14 protein-coding genes are annotated in these 17,215 nt (G+C 67.7%); 9 read left to right on the top strand and 5 right to left on the bottom strand.

The window, feature by feature from the left end; genetic code table 11:
* The first annotated feature begins 38 nt into the window (after positions 1–38).
* Positions 39–923, top strand: coding sequence for a LytTR family DNA-binding domain-containing protein (locus MUU77_RS09730; RefSeq protein WP_245086006.1), 885 nt, complete (start codon positions 39–41; stop codon positions 921–923).
* Positions 924–926: 3 nt separating this feature from the next.
* Here the strand turns inward: MUU77_RS09730 and MUU77_RS09725 are convergent, their stop codons facing one another.
* Entirely contained in the window at positions 927–2,843 is a 1,917-nt protein-coding gene (locus tag MUU77_RS09725; RefSeq protein WP_245086002.1) for a GGDEF domain-containing protein, read from the bottom strand.
* A gap of 31 nt (positions 2,844–2,874) precedes the next feature.
* Between MUU77_RS09725 and MUU77_RS09720 the strand changes: the two genes are divergently transcribed.
* The 5 genes from MUU77_RS09720 (at position 2,875) to MUU77_RS09700 (ending at position 9,424) form a co-directional block, all read left to right on the top strand.
* Positions 2,875–3,048, top strand: a complete 174-nt coding sequence (locus MUU77_RS09720) for a hypothetical protein (RefSeq protein WP_245094706.1) — start codon at positions 2,875–2,877, stop codon at positions 3,046–3,048.
* A protein-coding gene (gene prfB, locus MUU77_RS09715; RefSeq protein WP_245085999.1) for a peptide chain release factor 2 occupies positions 2,971–4,096 on the top strand; the annotation gives its coding sequence in 2 pieces (ribosomal slippage) (positions 2,971–3,045 and positions 3,047–4,096; 1,125 coding nt in all). Before MUU77_RS09720 ends, prfB begins: the two co-directional genes overlap by 78 nt.
* A gap of 124 nt (positions 4,097–4,220) precedes the next feature.
* Entirely contained in the window at positions 4,221–5,741 is a 1,521-nt protein-coding gene (gene lysS, locus MUU77_RS09710) for a lysine--tRNA ligase (protein WP_245085996.1), read from the top strand.
* Between the two features lie 347 nt (positions 5,742–6,088).
* Positions 6,089–7,228, top strand: a complete 1,140-nt coding sequence (locus MUU77_RS09705) for a two-component system response regulator (protein ID WP_245085993.1) — start codon at positions 6,089–6,091, stop codon at positions 7,226–7,228.
* Positions 7,229–7,231: 3 nt separating this feature from the next.
* Positions 7,232–9,424, top strand: coding sequence for an ATP-binding protein (locus MUU77_RS09700; RefSeq protein ID WP_245085990.1), 2,193 nt, complete (start codon positions 7,232–7,234; stop codon positions 9,422–9,424).
* 185 nt (positions 9,425–9,609) lie between these two features.
* On the opposite strand, the gene MUU77_RS09695 is transcribed toward MUU77_RS09700, so the two are convergent.
* Both MUU77_RS09695 and MUU77_RS09690 read right to left on the bottom strand, forming a co-directional pair.
* Positions 9,610–10,476, bottom strand: coding sequence for a crotonase/enoyl-CoA hydratase family protein (locus MUU77_RS09695; RefSeq protein ID WP_245085987.1), 867 nt, complete (start codon positions 10,474–10,476; stop codon positions 9,610–9,612).
* Between the two features lie 267 nt (positions 10,477–10,743).
* Complete coding sequence (locus tag MUU77_RS09690; protein ID WP_245085985.1) at positions 10,744–12,423, bottom strand: long-chain fatty acid--CoA ligase; 1,680 nt, start codon at positions 12,421–12,423, stop codon at positions 10,744–10,746.
* A gap of 115 nt (positions 12,424–12,538) precedes the next feature.
* Here MUU77_RS09690 and MUU77_RS09685 point away from each other — a divergent pair, with 115 nt between their 5' ends.
* On the top strand, positions 12,539–12,979 hold the full coding sequence (locus MUU77_RS09685) for a nuclear transport factor 2 family protein (RefSeq protein ID WP_245085983.1): 441 nt from the start codon (positions 12,539–12,541) through the stop codon (positions 12,977–12,979).
* On the opposite strand, the gene MUU77_RS09680 is transcribed toward MUU77_RS09685, so the two are convergent.
* Both MUU77_RS09680 and acnA read right to left on the bottom strand, forming a co-directional pair.
* The gene (locus MUU77_RS09680; RefSeq protein WP_245085981.1) at positions 12,980–13,456 is read right to left on the bottom strand and encodes a hypothetical protein; all 477 of its coding nucleotides are present in this window, start codon (positions 13,454–13,456) and stop codon (positions 12,980–12,982) included.
* 159 nt (positions 13,457–13,615) lie between these two features.
* Positions 13,616–16,381 (bottom strand): aconitate hydratase AcnA, encoded by a 2,766-nt coding sequence (acnA, locus tag MUU77_RS09675; RefSeq protein WP_245085979.1) that lies wholly within the window; start codon positions 16,379–16,381, stop codon positions 13,616–13,618.
* Between the two features lie 228 nt (positions 16,382–16,609).
* Here acnA and MUU77_RS09670 point away from each other — a divergent pair, with 228 nt between their 5' ends.
* Positions 16,610–16,816 carry an AbrB/MazE/SpoVT family DNA-binding domain-containing protein gene (locus tag MUU77_RS09670; protein WP_245085977.1) on the top strand — a complete coding sequence of 69 codons (207 nt, stop codon included), beginning with the start codon at positions 16,610–16,612 and terminating at the stop codon, positions 16,814–16,816.
* Positions 16,813–17,214 (top strand): type II toxin-antitoxin system VapC family toxin, encoded by a 402-nt coding sequence (locus MUU77_RS09665; protein ID WP_245085975.1) that lies wholly within the window; start codon positions 16,813–16,815, stop codon positions 17,212–17,214. The genes MUU77_RS09670 and MUU77_RS09665 overlap by 4 nt, the downstream gene beginning before the upstream one ends.
* Position 17,215 lies beyond the last annotated feature (1 nt).

The following is a 17,215-nucleotide window of genomic DNA, read 5'->3' as shown; positions in this document are numbered from 1 at the left end:
GCCGGGGGCGCACGAGCGCCGGGCGCTAGAATGCGCGCATGAGCGAACGCGCCGTGCTGTCCTACGAACGCTACCAACCCTGGAAACGCGTGATCGAGGCCGGCTTCTGGATCGTGGTGACCGGGGTCAACTGCGTCGCCAACAGCATCACCACGCTGATGGAACTGCGACGCGGCGATTCGTCCATCCAGGCCTGGGAGCCCGCGGTCTGGGAAACCAGCAGCGCGGTGATGTGGCTGCTGGTGGTGTTGCCGGCGATGGCCTGGTTCACCCGGCGCTATCCGTTCCAGTGGGGCGACTGGCGGCGCCAGCTCGTCCGCTATGCCGGGGCCAGCCTCGTCGTCTGCCTCGTGCACGTGGTGGGCATGGTGGGCCTGCGGATGCTGGCCTACCGGACCCAGGGCATGACCTACGACTTCGGGCCATGGCCGCGCGAACTGCTCTACGAATATCTGAAGGACATCCGCAGTTTCGCTTCCATCGTGCTGACGATGGAGGCCTACCGCCTGTTGCTGCGCCGTTGGCAGGGCGAGGCCAGCCTGCTGGCGGAGCCGGACGAAGGCCCTCCACTGGAGCCGGTGGAGCGGCCCGAACGCTTCCTGATCCGCAAACTGGGGCGCGAATTCCTGGTCGCGGCCAACGACATCGAATGGCTGCAGGCGGCAGGCAACTACGTCAACCTGCGGGTACGCGGCCATGACTATCCCTTGCGCAGCACCATCGCAGGCATCCAGTCGCGGCTGGACCCGCGCCGTTTCGCCCGCATCCATCGCAGCTACCTGGTGGCGCTCGACCACGTGGCCTCCATCGAGCCGCTGGATTCCGGCGACGCGCGCGTGCACCTGCGCGACGGCACCGTGCTGCCCTGCAGCCGGCGCTACCGCCAGGACCTGAGGACGCGCACCGGCGCCGAGCCGGGCTAGGTATCAGGCCGCCTGCATTGCGGCTTTCGGCAGGCGTTCGATGGCGTAACTCGCCATCAGGTCGATGTTGCCGCCACGCACCGCGCTCTCCGGTTCCTCCAGAACCCCGGCCGCGCTGGCGCCTTCGGGCAGGGTGCGGCCCCACAGGCCGGCCCACGCGTTGCGACGGTCCTTGGCGGCGTACAGCGCACGGTCGGCCAGGCGGATGGCGTACTCCCAGCTTTCACTGCCTTCCTCGAAGAACGGGAACGGCGCGAAGCCCAGCGAAACGGTGAGGTCCCAGGCCCGGCCGGGCGCCGGTTCGCGGGTGCCGCCCAGCCGCTCGTGCAGGCGCGCGGCGACCGTGCATGCCTGCGCCGCGTTCAGATCGGGGCATGCCATCAGGAATTCCTCACCGCCCCAGCGTGCGATCACGTCGCCAGGCCGGCACAGGGTGCGCAGCGCAGCGGCGATATCCACCAGCACGTCGTCGCCGGCGTGGTGGCCGAATCCGTCGTTGACCCGCTTGAAATGGTCGATGTCGATCAGGAACAGCACATGGCGGGTGCCCGGTGCCGCGCGTTGCGCCGACATCGCCTGCAGCGCGGTACCGGCCGCACGGCGGTTGCGCAGGCCGGTGAGGGGATCGGTGGCGCTGACGGCGCGCAGCTGCCGGTTCTTGCGCCGCTGCAGCAGGCCGAATCCCACGCCGGCCATCACCAGCAGGATCATCGCCGCGCCCCCGGCCCTGCGCAGCAGGCGGGCCTTGTCCTCGTTGAGGGCCTGGATCTGCGCCCGGTGCCGCATGGTCTGCAACTCGCGCTGCGCGGCCGCGTTCTCGCTGCGTGCCTGCAGCTCGGCCAGCAATGCGAGCCGTTGCTCCTTGAGCGCTTCCATTTCCAGCACATGCAGTCGCGTGCCGACCGCCAGCACCCCGTCGGCCTGTCCAAGCGCCGCATGCGCGGCCATCCAGGCGCGCAGCACCTCGCGTTGCTTCTGCGGCTGCGGCGTACCGTCCACTTTCGACCAGGCCCGACGCGCGGTCGCCAGGGCGGCCGCGGGTTCGCCCGCCAGGCGCTGCAGGTTCGACAGCTTGGCCAGCGAACCGGCCAGGCCCGGCATGTCCGCGCTCGCCTCCTGCGCCCGGATGACGGACGTGAGCACCTGCTGCGCCGGCCCCAGGCGCCCCTGCGTGATCCACACCCCCGCGCGCTCCGCGCGCAGGCGCTCCACCACGGCCAGCGCCTGCTTGCGGGTGGCCATGGCCTCGCCCTGGTCGATGACGTCCAGGGCCTCGGCCGTCCGGCCCAGCCGGACCAGATTGAGCGCATGGTTGTGCAGGATCGCCGGATCTTCCAGCCCGACGGACGCCGCGATGGCCACCGCTTTGCGGTGGAAGCCATCGGCCACGTCGGGCGAGTCCAGGTAGTCGGCGTGGATCAATCCGATGTTGCTGAGTGTGGTGGCCTGGAACAGGGCGGCCTCATCGGCGGGCAACCGCGTGGCCAGGTCCTGCACGCGCAGGTAGGCCGCTTCGGCGCGATGGATCTGGCCGGCGCCGTGGAAGACCGATCCCGCCTGCGAATGGGCACGGGCACGGAATGCGGCCGGCAGTTCGGGGTGCGCCAGGACAAGGCGTTCCATCCGGGCGCCGGCCTCCAGCGCACGCTTGCGGTCGCCGGACAGGCCGGCGGCGATGCCCAGGCAACTGAGCGCCTTCAGCTCGTCCTCGACGGTCAGGTCGGCCTCCCGCAACAGCGACTCGGCCAGCGCGGCCGCCACGGGGGGCGCATCGCGGCGCAGCTTCAGGCAGCGCGCCACCTGGCTGGCCCGCTCGGTGCCCGCCGGAACCGTGCCCAGCGCCCAGGGGGAGGCCAGGCCCAGCAGCAGGGCCAGGCCCAGCAGGCAGGGCGACATCCGGGCAGCGAAGGGGGGCGGCATGAGCGGTCGGCTCTCGGGCAGGGGCGCGCGCATGTCGATGCAACTTCCGTTCCATACCGGGGCAGGACGGGCACCGGCACGCCTCTGGTATCCTTGCCGGCCGATTCCTTTCCCCCGTCACAGCCCCATGATCGAGCTCAATCCCATCCGCCAGCGCATCGCCGACCTGCAGGACAGGCTGGCCTCGCTCCGGGGGTATCTTTGACTACGATGCCAAGCGCGAACGCCTGGAAGAAGTGAACCGCGAGCTGGAAAGCCCGGACATCTGGAACAACGCCGAATACGCGCAGCAGCTGGGCCGTGAACGCTCCCTGCTGGACAAGACGGTCAACGGCATCAGCGACATCGAGCAAGGCCTGGGCGGCGCTGGCGAACTGCTGGAACTGGCGGAAATGGAGAACGACGAGGACACCGCGCAGGCCGTGGTGGCCGATGTCGAACGCTATGCCGCGCACGTGGACAAGCTGGAGTTCCAGCGCATGTTCTCCGGCAAGATGGACAGCGCCAACGCGTTCGTCGACATCCAGGCCGGCGCCGGTGGCACCGAGGCGCAGGACTGGGCGGAAATCCTGTTGCGCATGTACCTGCGCTGGTGCGAATCGCGCGGCTGGAAGACCGAGCTGATGGAAGCCAGCGGCGGCGACGTGGCCGGCATCAAGTCCGCCACGCTGCGCGTGGAGGGCGACTTCGCCTACGGCTGGCTGAAGACCGAGACCGGCGTGCACCGCCTGGTGCGCAAGTCGCCGTTCGATTCGGACAACCGCCGCCATACCAGCTTCACCTCGGTGTTCGTCTCGCCTGAAGTCGACGACAACATCGACATCGAGATCAACCCGGCCGACCTGAAGACCGACGTGTACCGCTCGTCCGGCGCCGGCGGCCAGCACGTCAACAAGACCGAGTCGGCGGTGCGCATCACCCACGTGCCCACCGGCATTGTCGTCGCCTGCCAGACCGGCCGCAGCCAGCACCAGAACCGCGACAACGCCATGAAGATGCTGGCCGCCAAGCTGTACGAGCTGGAGATCCAGAAGCGCAACGCCGAGCGCGACGCGGTGGAAGCCACCAAGTCCGACATCGGCTGGGGCAGCCAGATCCGCAACTACGTGCTGGACCAGAGCCGCATCAAGGACCTGCGCACGGGCGTGGAGCGCTCGGACACCCAGAAGGTGCTGGACGGCGACCTGGACGAGTTCGTCGAGGCCAGCCTGAAATCCGGCCTGGAAGCCGGCGCCAAACGCATCGACGCCTGACCGGGCGACGCGTGAGCCTGTAGGAGCGGCCCATGGCCGCGATGCTCCTCCAGGCTGACGCGTCAAAGCATCGCGGCCATGGGCCGCTCCTACATTCCCCATTCCTCGAGTTCCCGCGACCGCCATGACCGACCAGATCAGCGCAACGCCTCCTGCCGACGAGAACAGCCTCATCGCCGAGCGCCGCGCCAAACTGACGGCCCTGCGCGGGCAGGGCATCGCGTTCCCCAACGACTTCCGCCGCGGCGACTACGCCGGCGACCTGCAGGCCCAGTACGGCGACGCCGAACTGTGGACGGTCGAGGCGCTGGAAGGCACGGGCCGGCACGTCAGGCTGGCCGGCCGCCTGATGGCCAAGCGGGTGATGGGCAAGGCCAGCTTCGTGCAGATCCAGGACGAATCCGGCCGCATCCAGCTGTTCCTGCAGGCCAACACGCTGGGCCAGGCTTACGATGCCTTCAAGGGCTGGGACATCGGCGACATCGTCGGCGTCGAGGGCAGCCTGACCCGGACCCGCACCGGGGAACTGTCGGTCAAGGCCGAGGCCTTGCGCCTGCTGACCAAGTCGCTGCGTCCGCTGCCGGACAAGTGGCACGGGCTGTCGGATGTGGAACAACGCTATCGCCAGCGCTATGTCGACCTGATCGTCACGCCGGAAGCGCGCGAGGTCTTCATCAAGCGCTCGCGCATCATCCGTGCCATCCGCGAGTGGCTCGATGCCCGGCGCTTCCTGGAAGTCGAGACGCCGATGATGCATTACATCCCCGGCGGCGCGGCGGCCAAGCCGTTCACCACGCACCACAACGCCCTGGACCTGGACCTGTACCTGCGCGTGGCGCCGGAGCTTTACCTGAAGCGTCTGGTCGTGGGCGGGCTGGAGCGCGTCTACGAGATCAACCGCAACTTCCGCAACGAAGGCGTCAGTACGCGGCACAACCCCGAGTTCACCATGCTGGAGCTGTACGAGGCCTATGCCACGTATGCCGAGATCATGGACCTGACCGAGGGCGTCATCCGCGACGTCGCCCACGAGGTGCTGGGCACGGGGCAGGTGACCTGGGATGGCCAGGACATCGACCTGGACCCCGCCTTCCGCCGCTGGCGCATGGACGAGGCCGTGCGCCACCACAATCCGGAGATCAGCGTCGCCGACTGCACGGACCGCGAGGCGCTGGTCCGCCACTGCGAGCGGCTGAGGATCCATGTGAAGCCCTCCTATGGCTGGGGCAAGCTGCTGCTGGAGATCTTCGAAAAGACGGTCGAGCACACCCTGATCCAGCCCACCTTCATCACCGCGCATCCGGTGGAGGTGTCGCCGCTGGCCCGCGCCAGCGATGCCGAACCGGGCTTCACGGACCGTTTCGAGCTGTTCATCAACGGCAAGGAGATCGCCAACGGCTTCTCCGAGCTCAACGACCCCGAGGACCAGGCTGCCCGGTTCATGGCCCAGGTGCAGGCCAAGGAAGGGGGCGACGACGAGGCCATGCACTTCGACGCCGACTACATCCGGGCGCTGGAGGTGGGGCTGCCCCCCACGGGTGGGCTGGGCATCGGCATCGACCGGCTGGTCATGCTGCTGACGGGCTCGGATTCGATCCGGGACGTGCTGCTGTTCCCCTACATGCGTCCGGAAGCCCAGGGGTGACCCCAGGCTACCGCGAGCGTCAAAAGAGTGACGCTACGGGGCAGAATGGGCACATGACGGCATGACGCGGAGGGACCACACTGGCCGGGACCCTGCCCCCCGGCAGCGTCTCCGGGGTGGACACGGCACCGGACATGCCGAAATATGTGACGAATATCGAAGTGCAAAGCCCTGAAACACCCTGGAGGCGGCTGGCACGCTTCCTGCGTGGAATTCCACGCAGGTCGGTCAATTCTTCGCCGCCCGCGCCGATAGAGATCAGGGGAGGGGGCCCCGCGATCAGCATCGGTTCCCTTCGTGGATGTCGGCCCCTGCCCGGGGCCGTGCCGCCGAACAGGACTGCCACCATGCTGGATGCGAGCGTCGCCACCGCCGGAGTATCCTTGCCCGACAGCCACGTCATGTGGCCACAAGGGGTGGGGCACGCATTGAACATCGTCATCGTCGACGATCAGACGTCCGCGCGTACCATGCTGCGCCATGTCATCGAGGACATCGCGTCCGAGCTGGCCGTTCACGATTTCGGCGATCCGCAGGCCGCTCTGGAGTGGTGCGAGAAGAACCGCACCGATCTGCTGCTGCTGGACTACCGCATGCCGGGCATGGACGGGCTGGAGTTCGCGCGCCGCTTCCGCCGGCTGCCCATGCACCGCGACATCGCCATCATCCTGATCACCGTGGTCGGCGACGAGCCTGTCCGCCAGGCCGCGCTCGAGGCGGGCGTCATCGATTTCCTGGTCAAGCCGGTGCGTCCCCGCGAGCTGCGTGCCCGCTGCCGCAATCTGCTCCAGCTGCGCCAGCAGTCCGAGAACGTCAAGCAGCGCGCCCTGTCGCTGGAGCAGCGCCTGCTGTCCAGCATGCACGAGGTGGAGGAGCGCGAGCGCGAAACCCTGTCGCGCCTGGCCCGCGCCATCGAATACCGTGACAGCGGCACCAGCGCCTACCTGGAGCGCATGGCCCACGTGGCGGGGTTGATCGCCGAGCAGCTGGGCCTGCCCGAGGACGAAGTGCGGACCATCGAGATGGCCGCGCCGCTGCACGACATGGGCAAGATCGCCATTCCCGATTCGGTGCTGATGAAGGCCGGCCCGCTGACCGCGGACGAGACCGATGTCATGCGCCGCCACCCGAAGATCGGGCACCAGCTGCTGTCCGGCAGCCAGAACCGTTTCATCCAGGCGGGCGCCGTGATCGCGCTGCGGCACCACGAGCGCTACGACGGCAGCGGCTATCCCGATGGCCTGGTGGGCGAGGAAATCCCGTTGGAAGCCAGGATCGTGGCGGTGGCGGACGTGTTCGACGCCCTCATTTCGCCCCGTCCGTACAAGAAGGCGTGGGACAAGGACGCGGCGCTGGCCTATCTGTATGCCCAGCGCGGCCGCCTGTTCGACCCCGCATGTGTCGACGCGCTGATCCGTGGGCGGGCGCGGCTGGACGACATCTGCGAACGCTACTCGACGGTGCAGAGCCGTCCAGGGATGGAGTGAGCCATGTCCAACGTCCTCACCTGGGTCAAATCCCGCCTTCAGCATCGCGGCGACAGCGAACACGGCCAGGCGCTGATCCGCGTCGCGCTGATTTCCATCATCCTGGTCTACGCCCTGCTGCCGTCCTCGCGCGCGGCGCTGCCGGCCGACGAATATTCCATCGTCCTGACCATCATCGTCTCGGGCCTGGTCAACGGCCTGGGCATCATCACCTGGCTGCTGCTGCAGCCGGGCAAGTCGCACGTGCGCCGCGGGCTGGGCATGATCGCCGACTATGGCCTGCTGGCCGCGGCGATGAACGGCATGGGCGAGCCGCTGTCGTGGGCCTATGTGGTGCTGATGTGGATCACCGTGGGCAACGGTCTGCGCTATGGCAACCGCTATCTGGTGGTCGCGGTCACCATGGCCAGCACGGCATTCGCCGCCGTGGTGTGGATGAACGACTACTGGCGCGCCAACGCCACCCTGGGCGTCGGCCTGGTGCTGGGCCTGATCGCCGTGCCCATGTACCTGTCGGGCCTGCTGCGCGACCTGACCCGCGCCACCGACGAGGCGCGCCGCGCCAACGAGGCCAAGAGCCGTTTCCTGGCCAACATGAGCCACGAGTTCCGCACGCCCCTGAACGGCCTGGCCGGCATGTCGGAACTGCTGGCCACCACCCGCCTGGACACCGAGCAGCGCGAATGCCTGTCCACCATCCAGGCGTCCACGCGCACCTTGCTGGGACTGGTGGAGGACGTGCTGGACATTTCCGCGATCGAGGCGGGCAAGGTCAAGCTGAACGTCGTCGAGTTCTCCCCGCGCGAACTGGTGGAGAGCATCGGCCTGATCCTGATGCCGCAGGCGCGCGGCAAGCAGGTGCGCTACGAAGGGCGGGTGGATGACGCCATTCCGGCCAAACTGCGCGGCGACGCCGGCCACCTGCGCCAGGTCCTGCTGAACCTGGCAGGCAATGCGGTCAAGTTCACCGACGAGGGCGAGGTGCACCTGACCGTGGCGCCCACCCTGGTGGACGGCCAGCATCTGCGCCTGCGCTTCACGGTCACCGACACCGGGATCGGCATCCCCGTAGCGTTGCGCGAGCGCCTGTTCGAGGCGTTCGAGCAGGCCGACGGCAGCTTGTCGCGCCGCTATGGCGGCACCGGGCTGGGGACGACCATCGCCAAAGGTCTCACCGAAGCGATGGGCGGCACCATCGGATTCGAGAGCAACGAGCATCGCGGCAGCTGCTTCTGGGTGGAACTGCCTTTCGACGTGGTGCCCGAGCGCGTCATCGTGCCCGCCGTGCAGGGCCACGCCGAATGGCTGCAGGAAGCGCCGGAGACGGGCAGCGCCGAGAACATCATCGCCTTCTCGGACCCGTTCCTGCGCCACCGCGCGCGGGTGCGCAGCATGCAGATCCTGGTGGCAGACGACCACGAGGCCAACCGCATGGTCGTGCAGCGCCTGTTGCAGAAGGCGGGGCACCGCATCACCTGCGTGAACGGTGGCGAGGAAGTGCTGGATGCGCTGGAATCCTCGTCCTACGACGCGGTCATCTGCGACCTGCACATGCCCGGGTTGAGCGGCCTGGACCTGCTCAAGCAGTTGCGCGTGATGGAGGCCGGCAGCGGCAGCCGCACGCCGGTGCTGATCCTGAGCGCCGACGTCACCCCCGAGGCGATCCAGCGGTGCGAGCAGGCCGGCGCGCGCGCGTTCCTCGCCAAGCCGGTGGTGGCGACCCGGCTGCTGGATGCGCTGGCCGATGTCGCCACGTCGGGGCGCGTGGCCGCGACGGCGGTTTCGGCCACGCCCGCGCGGCCGGAGGTGTCCGACGGCGTGCTCGACGTCAGCGTGCTGGACGAACTCACCGCACTGGGCATGGGGGAGGCGTTCGAGCGGGAATTCATCGAACAGTGCCTCAACGACGCCGATGGCTGCATCGGCGCCATGGCCCATGCGATGGAGCGGGGCGACGGCGAACACCTGCGCGAACATGCGCATGCATTGAAAGGCGTGGCCAGCAATCTGGGCCTGGTGAAGCTGGCGGCGGCCGCCGGCGAGATGATGGCCCTGGCCGACTGGCAGATCTCGCGCGAATGGCGTCACCGCCTGGCCGCGCTCAACTCCCACCTGAGCCATGGCCGCGCGGCGCTCGATGCGCGGCAGCGGGTACGCGGTGCGGCGGAGAAGGGCGGCGAAGGCTCCTCGTCCTGACCGTGCGTGGTTCCGTCATGCGGGCGGCGACCGCGCGAGGCGGCGGATGCGTCCGTTGCCACCGGCAAAAGCCGGGCCCGTGGCGAGTACGGTGTCCCGGACTCGCCCTTGAAGGCGCATGCGCGCGCTCCAACCCCTGATGCCCCTGTGGTCCCCTGTACTTGCGGCAGACGTGCGGGTGCCGGTCAGGCAGCGCGGATGGATCGCTTTTCCTGGGCGCGAACGATGCGCTCCATCATCTTCAATGACTTGTCGCCCAGCGTCAGGGCCGTGTCCACCCAGACTTCCGTGATGCCCATCAGTTCGTCGTAGCCGACCGGCTGCGCCAGGTTGCGGCAGGCATTCAGCGCCAGGTGCGCGTGGGGCGAACGGCGCTGCTTGTCGATGATCGACTGCACCGCGGCGGCACCCTGGCCCTTCGGCACCAGCACATCCACCACGCCCAGCTTGTACAGCTCGTCGCTGGTGTAGATGTTGCCGTCCAGGATGATCCGCTCGGCGACCTGGGGCGAAACGCGCTTGCACAGGAAGGAGTAGGCGCCCATGCCCGGGAACAGGCCGAACAGCACTTCCGGCAGGCCCATGTCCACGCCTTCTTCGGCCACGATGGTATGGCAGGACAGCGCGATTTCCAGGCCGCCGCCCAGCGCGTCGCCCTGGATCAGGGCAATGGTGCGCACGTCGCCGCCGAGGCCGGTGTTGAGATGATGCACCCCGTCGATGCAGCGTCGCGCATAGCTGAGCAGGCGGTCGCGGTTGTTCTCGCGGATCAGCTGCGAGAACAGTTCGAGGTCGCCGCCGAGGTTGAAGGCGTTGGCATCGGACGCCACGACCAGATGGCGCAGCTTGCCCGGCTGACGCTGGGATTCGCGCAGGGTGATCGAGTTCATGAAGCTCAGCACGTCATCGAGCATCTGGCTGCGGAAGCATGGACGCACGCCCGGGGCGGCGTCGGAGTGCATGTACATCCAGTGCGCATCACCGCTGGGTTCGGACTCCACGCGGATGGTCGGGAAGGAACGGGTGCGCTGCAGTTTTTCGACGTTGTTCATGGAGAGCTCCTTGGAGGGGTTTCTTGCCCGCGCGGCAGGGGAAAGCGGGTGACGGATTTATGTGACGCACGTGGCATCACGCGCCGATCCTACACCTGAACGAATAATTAAAATCCAGTGCACGGGCGTGCTTGCAGCAAGATGCCCGCGCCGGGGAGGCACCGGTCTCGATATTTGTGACGGACGTCTAGATTCAGCCCCTAAAGTCCTGAACCAAAAGAAAAAGGCCGGCACAGGGCCGGCCTTTCTGGCGAGGCTGAACAGGGGTCAGCCGGCCTTGGCGGGCTCGCGCAGTTCCTTGCGCAGGATCTTGCCCACGTTGGTCTTCGGCAGTTCGGTGCGGAATTCCACGTAGCGGGGCTGCTTGTAGCCGGTGAGGTTGTCGCGGCAGTACGCCTTGATCTGCTCGACGGTGAGCGAGGGGTCCTTCTTCACGATGAAGACCTTCACCGCTTCGCCCGACTTCTCGTCCGGCACGCCGACCGCCGCCACTTCCAGCACGCCGTCCAGGCCGGCGATCACGTCCTCCACCTCGTTCGGGTACACGTTGAACCCGGACACCAGGATCATGTCCTTCTTGCGGTCGACGATGTAGAAGAACCCATTCTCGTCCATCTTCGCCATGTCGCCGGTGTGCAGCCAGCCTTCGGCGTCCATGACCTTGGCCGTCTCCTCGGGACGCTGCCAGTAACCCTTCATGACCTGCGGGCCCTTGATGCACAGTTCGCCCACTTCGCCGAGCGCCACGATGTTGCCGTCGTCGTCCTTCAGGCACGCATCGGTGGACGGCACTGGCAGGCCGATCGCGCCGTTGTAGTCGTGCAGGTTCATCGGATTGATGCAGGCCGCGGGCGAGGTCTCGGTCAGGCCGTAGGCCTCCACGAGGGTCACCCCGGTGACCTTCTTCCACTTCTCGGCCACCGCACGCTGCACGGCCATGCCGCCGCCCAGGGTCATCTTGAGGTTGGAGAAATCCACCTCATCGAAGCCGGGCGTGTTGAGCAGCCCGTTGAACAGCGTGTTGACGCCGGTGATGGCGGTGAAGCGCGTGCCCTTCAGCTCCTTGACGAAGCCGGGCATGTCGCGTGGATTGGTGATCAGGTGGTTCAGGCCGCCCAGTTTCATGAAGACCAGGCAGTTCGCCGTCAGGGCGAAGATGTGGTACAGCGGCAAGGCGGTGATGATCACTTCGTTGCCGTAGTCCAGGCCGGTGCCGACCCACACGCCGGCCTGCTGCATGTTGGCCACCAGGTTGCGGTGCGTGAGCATCGCGCCCTTGGCCACGCCGGTAGTGCCGCCGGTGTACTGCAGGAAGGCGATGTCGCCGGAATCGATGTCGACGTCGGGCAGGGCATGCAACTGGCCCAGCGTCAGCGTGTCCTTGAAGCGCACCGCGCCCGGGATGTCGTAGTCGGGCACCATCTTCTTCACGTACTTCAGTACGAAGTTGACGATGGCTCCCTTGGGGAAACCCACCAGATCGCCCAGCGCCGTGGTGACGACCTGCCTGACCTGGGTGCCGGCGAGTGCCTCCTGCGCGGTCTTGCCGAAGTTGTCCACCACCAGCAGCACGCTGGCGCCGGAATCCACCAGCTGGTGCTTCAGCTCGCGCGGCGTGTACATGGGGTTGACGTTGACCACCGTCAGGCCCGCACGCAGCACGCCGAAGATGGCGATGGGGTACTGCAGGCAGTTGGGCATCATGATGGCGACACGGTCGCCCTTCTTGAGCTTCAGCTCGCCGAGCAGGTACGCCGCGAACTGGCGGCTGAGCGTGTCAATCTCGCCGTAGGTCAGGGTCTTGCCGAAGTTGCGGAACGCGGGGCGGTCGCGGTACTTGCTGATCGCCTCATCGAAGACGGACACGATGGAGCGGTACTGCTCCAGGTCCACTTCGTGGGGCACGCCTTGCGGGTAACTCTTGAACCACGGACGTTCCTGACTCATCGTTCTGCTCCCTCCCCAGGGTCTTCGGGCTGCGTTGCGGCGTACTGTGGGCCGGCGCTCGTGCCTGGCGCCTGTCGGGAGCATACCGTTCCGGATGGAAAAGGCGAAGGTTTCGATGGCGAGCACGGAAAAGAAGATGCGGGCCGCCGCGCTGGCATTGCTGCTGGGCTTGGCGGCGTGCGCACCGGTCGCGCCGGAGCAGAGGCTGCGGGAGCGGTTCGGCCAGATGCAGGCAGCGGTGGAAGCCGGGCAGGCCGGCGACTTCATGGAAGGCGTCAGTCCTGACTTCACCGGCGAGTCCGGGATGGATCGTGCGGCGCTGCACAATCTCCTGCGGGTGCGCATGCTGGCCGACCCGCACCTGGGCGTGACCACCGGGCCACTGGACGTGCGGGTGCAGGGCGACAATGCGACCATCGCGTTCGATGTGGTGCTGACCGCGGGCAGCGGGCGCCTGCTCCCGGATCGGGCACGTGCCTACCGGGTCACGACCGCGTGGCGAACGGAAGACGGCCAGTGGCGCGTCCATCATGCGCGCTGGAACGGGGCGCCTTGATCATCTGACCGGCGTGAGCTTCCCCGGCGACCACCGGTAGCGCAGTGTCCTGGCGATGCTGGGGCAGCAACGGGGATCGTTCGGGCCCGGCCACTTGGTCTGCAGTTGGATCACGCCCCCGCTGACGCTCATGCCTTCCACGCTGCCCAGCGCTTCCTGCGCTTCCCCCGAGGGCACATAGCGCGCACCCTGTCGTGCCAGTACCGCCACGCCGTGGCTCCAGTAAGTGGGGCCCAGCAGGGTCCACAGCACCACGATCTCGTGCTGCCCATCCCCATCCAGGTCCGCCGCCACCACATCGCCCGTCTCGTAACTCTCCTGCGGGTTGCCGCCTTGCGCCTGTTTGCCCGCGACGAACTGGTCGGCGATGTGCCGGGCCTGCTCCGCATCCGGCGGTGCCACCGCTGCCGAGGTGGCGGCCAGCACCAGGCAGAGACAGGCGGGAAGAAGGATCGCACTGCGGCTCCACGTGTCCATGACGGTTCCCCCATGACCTCCGGTACGTCGGTCTTCGCTCTGCACAACGCGGCCGGGCGACGGAACCGGCAACATGCACGCGCATCCGCCGCCGGCGACCGGGGCGATGGACGCCACCGCCCGCCGTGCGTCGGCGGGCGGGACACCCGTTCTCCCGCGTCAGGCGGCCTTGCGCGCGGCCAGCTGGCGCAGCACGTAATGCAGCAGGCCGCCGTGGCGGAAGTACTCCACTTCCTTCGGCGTCAACAGCAGCACCCTGGCCTGGAACTCGACCGTCGCCCCGCCGGCCTTGCGCGCGGTGACCGTGGCGACCTTGGCGGCGCCGTCCTGCAGGCCGGTGACATCGAACGTCTCCGACCCGTCCAGGCCCAGGGACTGCGCGTTCTGGCCTTCGACGAACTGCAGCGGCAACACCCCCATGCCGACCAGATTGGAGCGGTGGATGCGCTCGAAGCTTTCGGCGATCACCGCCTTCACGCCCAGCAGCTTGGTGCCCTTGGCCGCCCAGTCGCGCGATGAGCCCGTGCCGTACTCCTTGCCGGCGATGACCACCAGCGGCACGCCGTCGGCCTTGTACTTCATCGCGGCATCGTAGATCGGAAGTTTCTCGGGCGACCCGCCCCCGAAGTACAGCGTGTTGCCGCCTTCCTCGCCGCCGAACATCAGGTTCTTGATGCGGATGTTGGCGAAGGTGCCGCGCACCATCACGTCGTCGTTGCCGCGGCGGCTGCCGTAGCTGTTGAAGTCCACCGGCTGCACGCCGCGCGAGATCAGGAAGCGTCCGGCCGGCGAATCCTTCTTGATGTTGCCGGCGGGCGAGATGTGGTCGGTGGTGATGGAATCGCCGAACAGGCCCAGCACGCGCGCGCCGTGGATGTCGTCGATGCTGCCGACGGCCATCGACATGCCCTCGAAATACGGCGGGTTCTTGATGTATGTGGACGCTCCGTCCCACGCATACAGGTCGCCGTCGGGCGAGGCGATGGTGTTCCAGCGCGTGTCGCCCTTGAACACGTCAGCGTAGTTCTTGGCGAACATCTCCGGGCCGAGGGTGGAGGCGATGAAGTCGCCAATCTCCTTGTTGCCGGGCCAGATGTCCTTCAGGTACACCGGCTGGCCATCGCTGCCGGTACCCAGCGGTTCGGTCGTCAGGTCGATATCGGTGGTGCCGGCGATGGCGTAGGCGACGACCAGCGGCGGGCTGGCCAGGTAGTTCATCTTCACTTCGGGGTGCACGCGGCCCTCGAAGTTGCGGTTGCCCGACAGCACGGAGGCCACCACCAGGTCGTCGGCGGCGATCGCGGCCGACACATCGTCCGGCAGTGGGCCCGAATTGCCGATGCAGGTCGTGCAGCCGTAGCCGACCACATAGAAGCCGAGCTTCTCCAGATCGTCGAGTACGCCGGCCTTCTCCAGGTAGTCGGTGACCACGCGCGAACCCGGCCCCAGCGACGTCTTGACCCAGGGCTGCGCCTTCAGTCCCCTGGCCACGGCATTGCGGGCCAGCAGGCCGGCCCCCAGCATCACCGCCGGATTGGACGTATTGGTGCAGGACGTGATGGCCGCGATGACCACGTCGCCGTCCCGCAGCTTGGTCGCGCCGCTGTCGGGCGACGATTCATGCGCCGCCTCCTCGGCCCCGACGGCGGTACCGCCACCGCCCTCGTTCTTCAGCCGGTCTTCCTGCACCGCGTCGTTGCGCTTGCGGCGGGCATCGGCGAACGGCGCCAGGTTGTCGCGGAAGTTCTGCTTCACGTCCTGCAGCAGTACGCGGTCCTGCGGGCGCTTGGGGCCGGCGAGGGAGGGCTTCACGTCGCCCATGTCCAGGTGCAGCGTGGCGCTGTACTCGGCATGCGGGCTGTCCGGCGTGTGCCACAGGCCCTGCGCCTTGGCGTAGGCCTCGACCAGGGCGATCTGTTCTTCGCTGCGTCCGGACAGGCGCAGGTAGTTCAGCGACTCGCTGTCGATCGGGAAGATGCCGCAGGTGGCGCCATATTCAGGGGCCATGTTGCCGATGGTGGCGCGGTCGGCCAGCGGCAGGTGCTGCAGGCCGTCGCCGTAGAACTCGACGAACTTGCCCACCACCCCCAGCTTGCGCAGCATCTGGGTGACGGTCAGCACCAGGTCGGTGGCGGTGGCGCCTTCCGGCAGCCTGCCGGTCAGCTTGAAGCCGACCACCTGCGGGATGAGCATCGAGGAGGGCTGGCCCAGCATGGCCGCCTCGGCCTCGATGCCGCCCACGCCCCAGCCCAGTACGCCGATGCCGTTGATCATGGTGGTGTGGCTGTCGGTGCCGAAGACGGTGTCGGGATAGGCGATGGCCTGGCCGTCCTGCTCGCCCGTCATCACCACGCGGGCCAGGTTCTCCAGGTTCACCTGGTGGACGATGCCGGTATTCGGCGGCACCACCTTGAAATTGTCGAACGCCTTCTGGCCCCAGCGCAGGAACCCGTAGCGCTCGCGGTTGCGGTCGAATTCGATCTTGCCGTTGAGATCCAGCGCCTCGGGCTTGCCGAACACGTCCACCTGGATCGAGTGGTCGATGACCAGTTCGGATGGAATCAGCGGGTTGATCTGGTCCGGGCTGCCACCCAGCTTGACCACGGCATCGCGCATGGCGGCCAGGTCGACGACGCAGGGCACGCCGGTGAAGTCCTGCAGCACCACGCGCGCCGGCATGAAGGCGATCTCGGTGTCCGGCTCGCGGGTCGCCTCCCACTGGGCGACCGCCTGGATGTGCTCCGGCAGCACGCTCACGCCGTCCTCGCAGCGCAGCAGGTTCTCCAGCAGGATCTTCAGCGAGTAGGGCAGGCGGGCGAATCCGCCCTGCGGGTCCAGCCGCTCGGCCAGGGTCGGCAGGCTGTAATAGGCGTATGACGTGCCGTTGACGTCCAGGGTGCGGCGGGTGGCGAAGGAATCACTCATCACGGAGGCTCCTGTAGCGGTGGGGGAAGGGGCGCAGGAGCAGCATAAGCTTGGGTTCCTGTGCGTCTTGTCGAGGCTTGCCCGGATTATCCGCCAAGACTGAGACCGGGGTGACCCGACCAAAGCCGGAGGCGGGACCGGCGGTAACCGGGGTAGCGGGAGGATCTTCTGCGCTGGGGTATGCCAAAGGAAGTATGTATAATTCTTCCATACTCAAGAGGCCCACCGATGGAAGCCACCGTTGCAGAACGAGGACAGATCACCCTGCCCAAGGCCGTGCGCGATGCTCTGGGACTGACCAAGGGCAGCGTGCTGAAGGTCGAACTGGAGGGTAGCCGCATCGTGTTGCGGAAGAGCGTCGATGACGCGATCTCGCGCGTGCGCGGCAAGTTCGCCCTCGATGCAGACGCGGCCAAGGGCGCCGCCGGCGAATGATCGCCGTCGATGCCCCCGTGCTGATCGAGCTGCTGACCGACGGTCCGCGCGCGGACGCCGTCGAGGCCGGGCTGCGACAGAGCCTGGGCAGCGGGCGCGTGGTCGTCTGCGATGCCGCGCTGGCGCAGCTGTGCGCTTCCCTGCGCAACGGTGCGGACGCCTTGGCCGCCATCGAAGAAATGGGCGTCCATTTCAATCCCGTCGAGGCCAAATCCGCCGTGCGCGCGGGCGAGATGCAGCGCCGGCACCGGCAGCGTTCCGGGCAGCCGCGGCCGATCGCCGACTTCCTGGTGGGCGCGCACGCGCTGCTCCAGTGCGATGGCCTGATCACTTTCGACACCGCCTTCCACCGCGACTACTTCAAGGGCCTGAAACTGATCGTGCCCGCGAACGAATGAG

It is taken from the genome of Pseudoxanthomonas sp. F37, from assembly GCF_022965755.1.
In the GTDB taxonomy this organism is placed as follows: Bacteria; Pseudomonadota; Gammaproteobacteria; order Xanthomonadales; family Xanthomonadaceae; genus Pseudoxanthomonas_A.
Note: the sequence above shows the minus strand (reverse complement) of the source record. Positions and strands in the feature narration are given on the sequence as shown.

Bases quoted from the DNA above. Each gene is read 5' to 3' on its own strand.
- MUU77_RS09725 (WP_245086002.1), bottom strand. From the start codon at position 2,843: ATGCCGCCCCCCTTCGCTGCCCGGATGTCGCCCTGCCTGCTGGGCCTG.
- MUU77_RS09695 (WP_245085987.1), bottom strand. From the start codon at position 10,476: ATGAACAACGTCGAAAAACTGCAGCGCACCCGTTCCTTCCCGACCATC.
- MUU77_RS09670 (WP_245085977.1), top strand. From the start codon at position 16,610: ATGGAAGCCACCGTTGCAGAACGAGGACAGATCACCCTGCCCAAGGCC.
- MUU77_RS09680 (WP_245085981.1), bottom strand. From the start codon at position 13,456: ATGGACACGTGGAGCCGCAGTGCGATCCTTCTTCCCGCCTGTCTCTGC.
- MUU77_RS09720 (WP_245094706.1), top strand. From the start codon at position 2,875: ATGTCGATGCAACTTCCGTTCCATACCGGGGCAGGACGGGCACCGGCA.
- lysS (WP_245085996.1), top strand. From the start codon at position 4,221: ATGACCGACCAGATCAGCGCAACGCCTCCTGCCGACGAGAACAGCCTC.
- MUU77_RS09690 (WP_245085985.1), bottom strand. From the start codon at position 12,423: ATGAGTCAGGAACGTCCGTGGTTCAAGAGTTACCCGCAAGGCGTGCCC.
- acnA (WP_245085979.1), bottom strand. From the start codon at position 16,381: ATGAGTGATTCCTTCGCCACCCGCCGCACCCTGGACGTCAACGGCACG.
- MUU77_RS09700 (WP_245085990.1), top strand. From the start codon at position 7,232: ATGTCCAACGTCCTCACCTGGGTCAAATCCCGCCTTCAGCATCGCGGC.
- MUU77_RS09665 (WP_245085975.1), top strand. From the start codon at position 16,813: ATGATCGCCGTCGATGCCCCCGTGCTGATCGAGCTGCTGACCGACGGT.
- MUU77_RS09705 (WP_245085993.1), top strand. From the start codon at position 6,089: ATGCTGGATGCGAGCGTCGCCACCGCCGGAGTATCCTTGCCCGACAGC.
- MUU77_RS09685 (WP_245085983.1), top strand. From the start codon at position 12,539: ATGGCGAGCACGGAAAAGAAGATGCGGGCCGCCGCGCTGGCATTGCTG.
- MUU77_RS09730 (WP_245086006.1), top strand. From the start codon at position 39: ATGAGCGAACGCGCCGTGCTGTCCTACGAACGCTACCAACCCTGGAAA.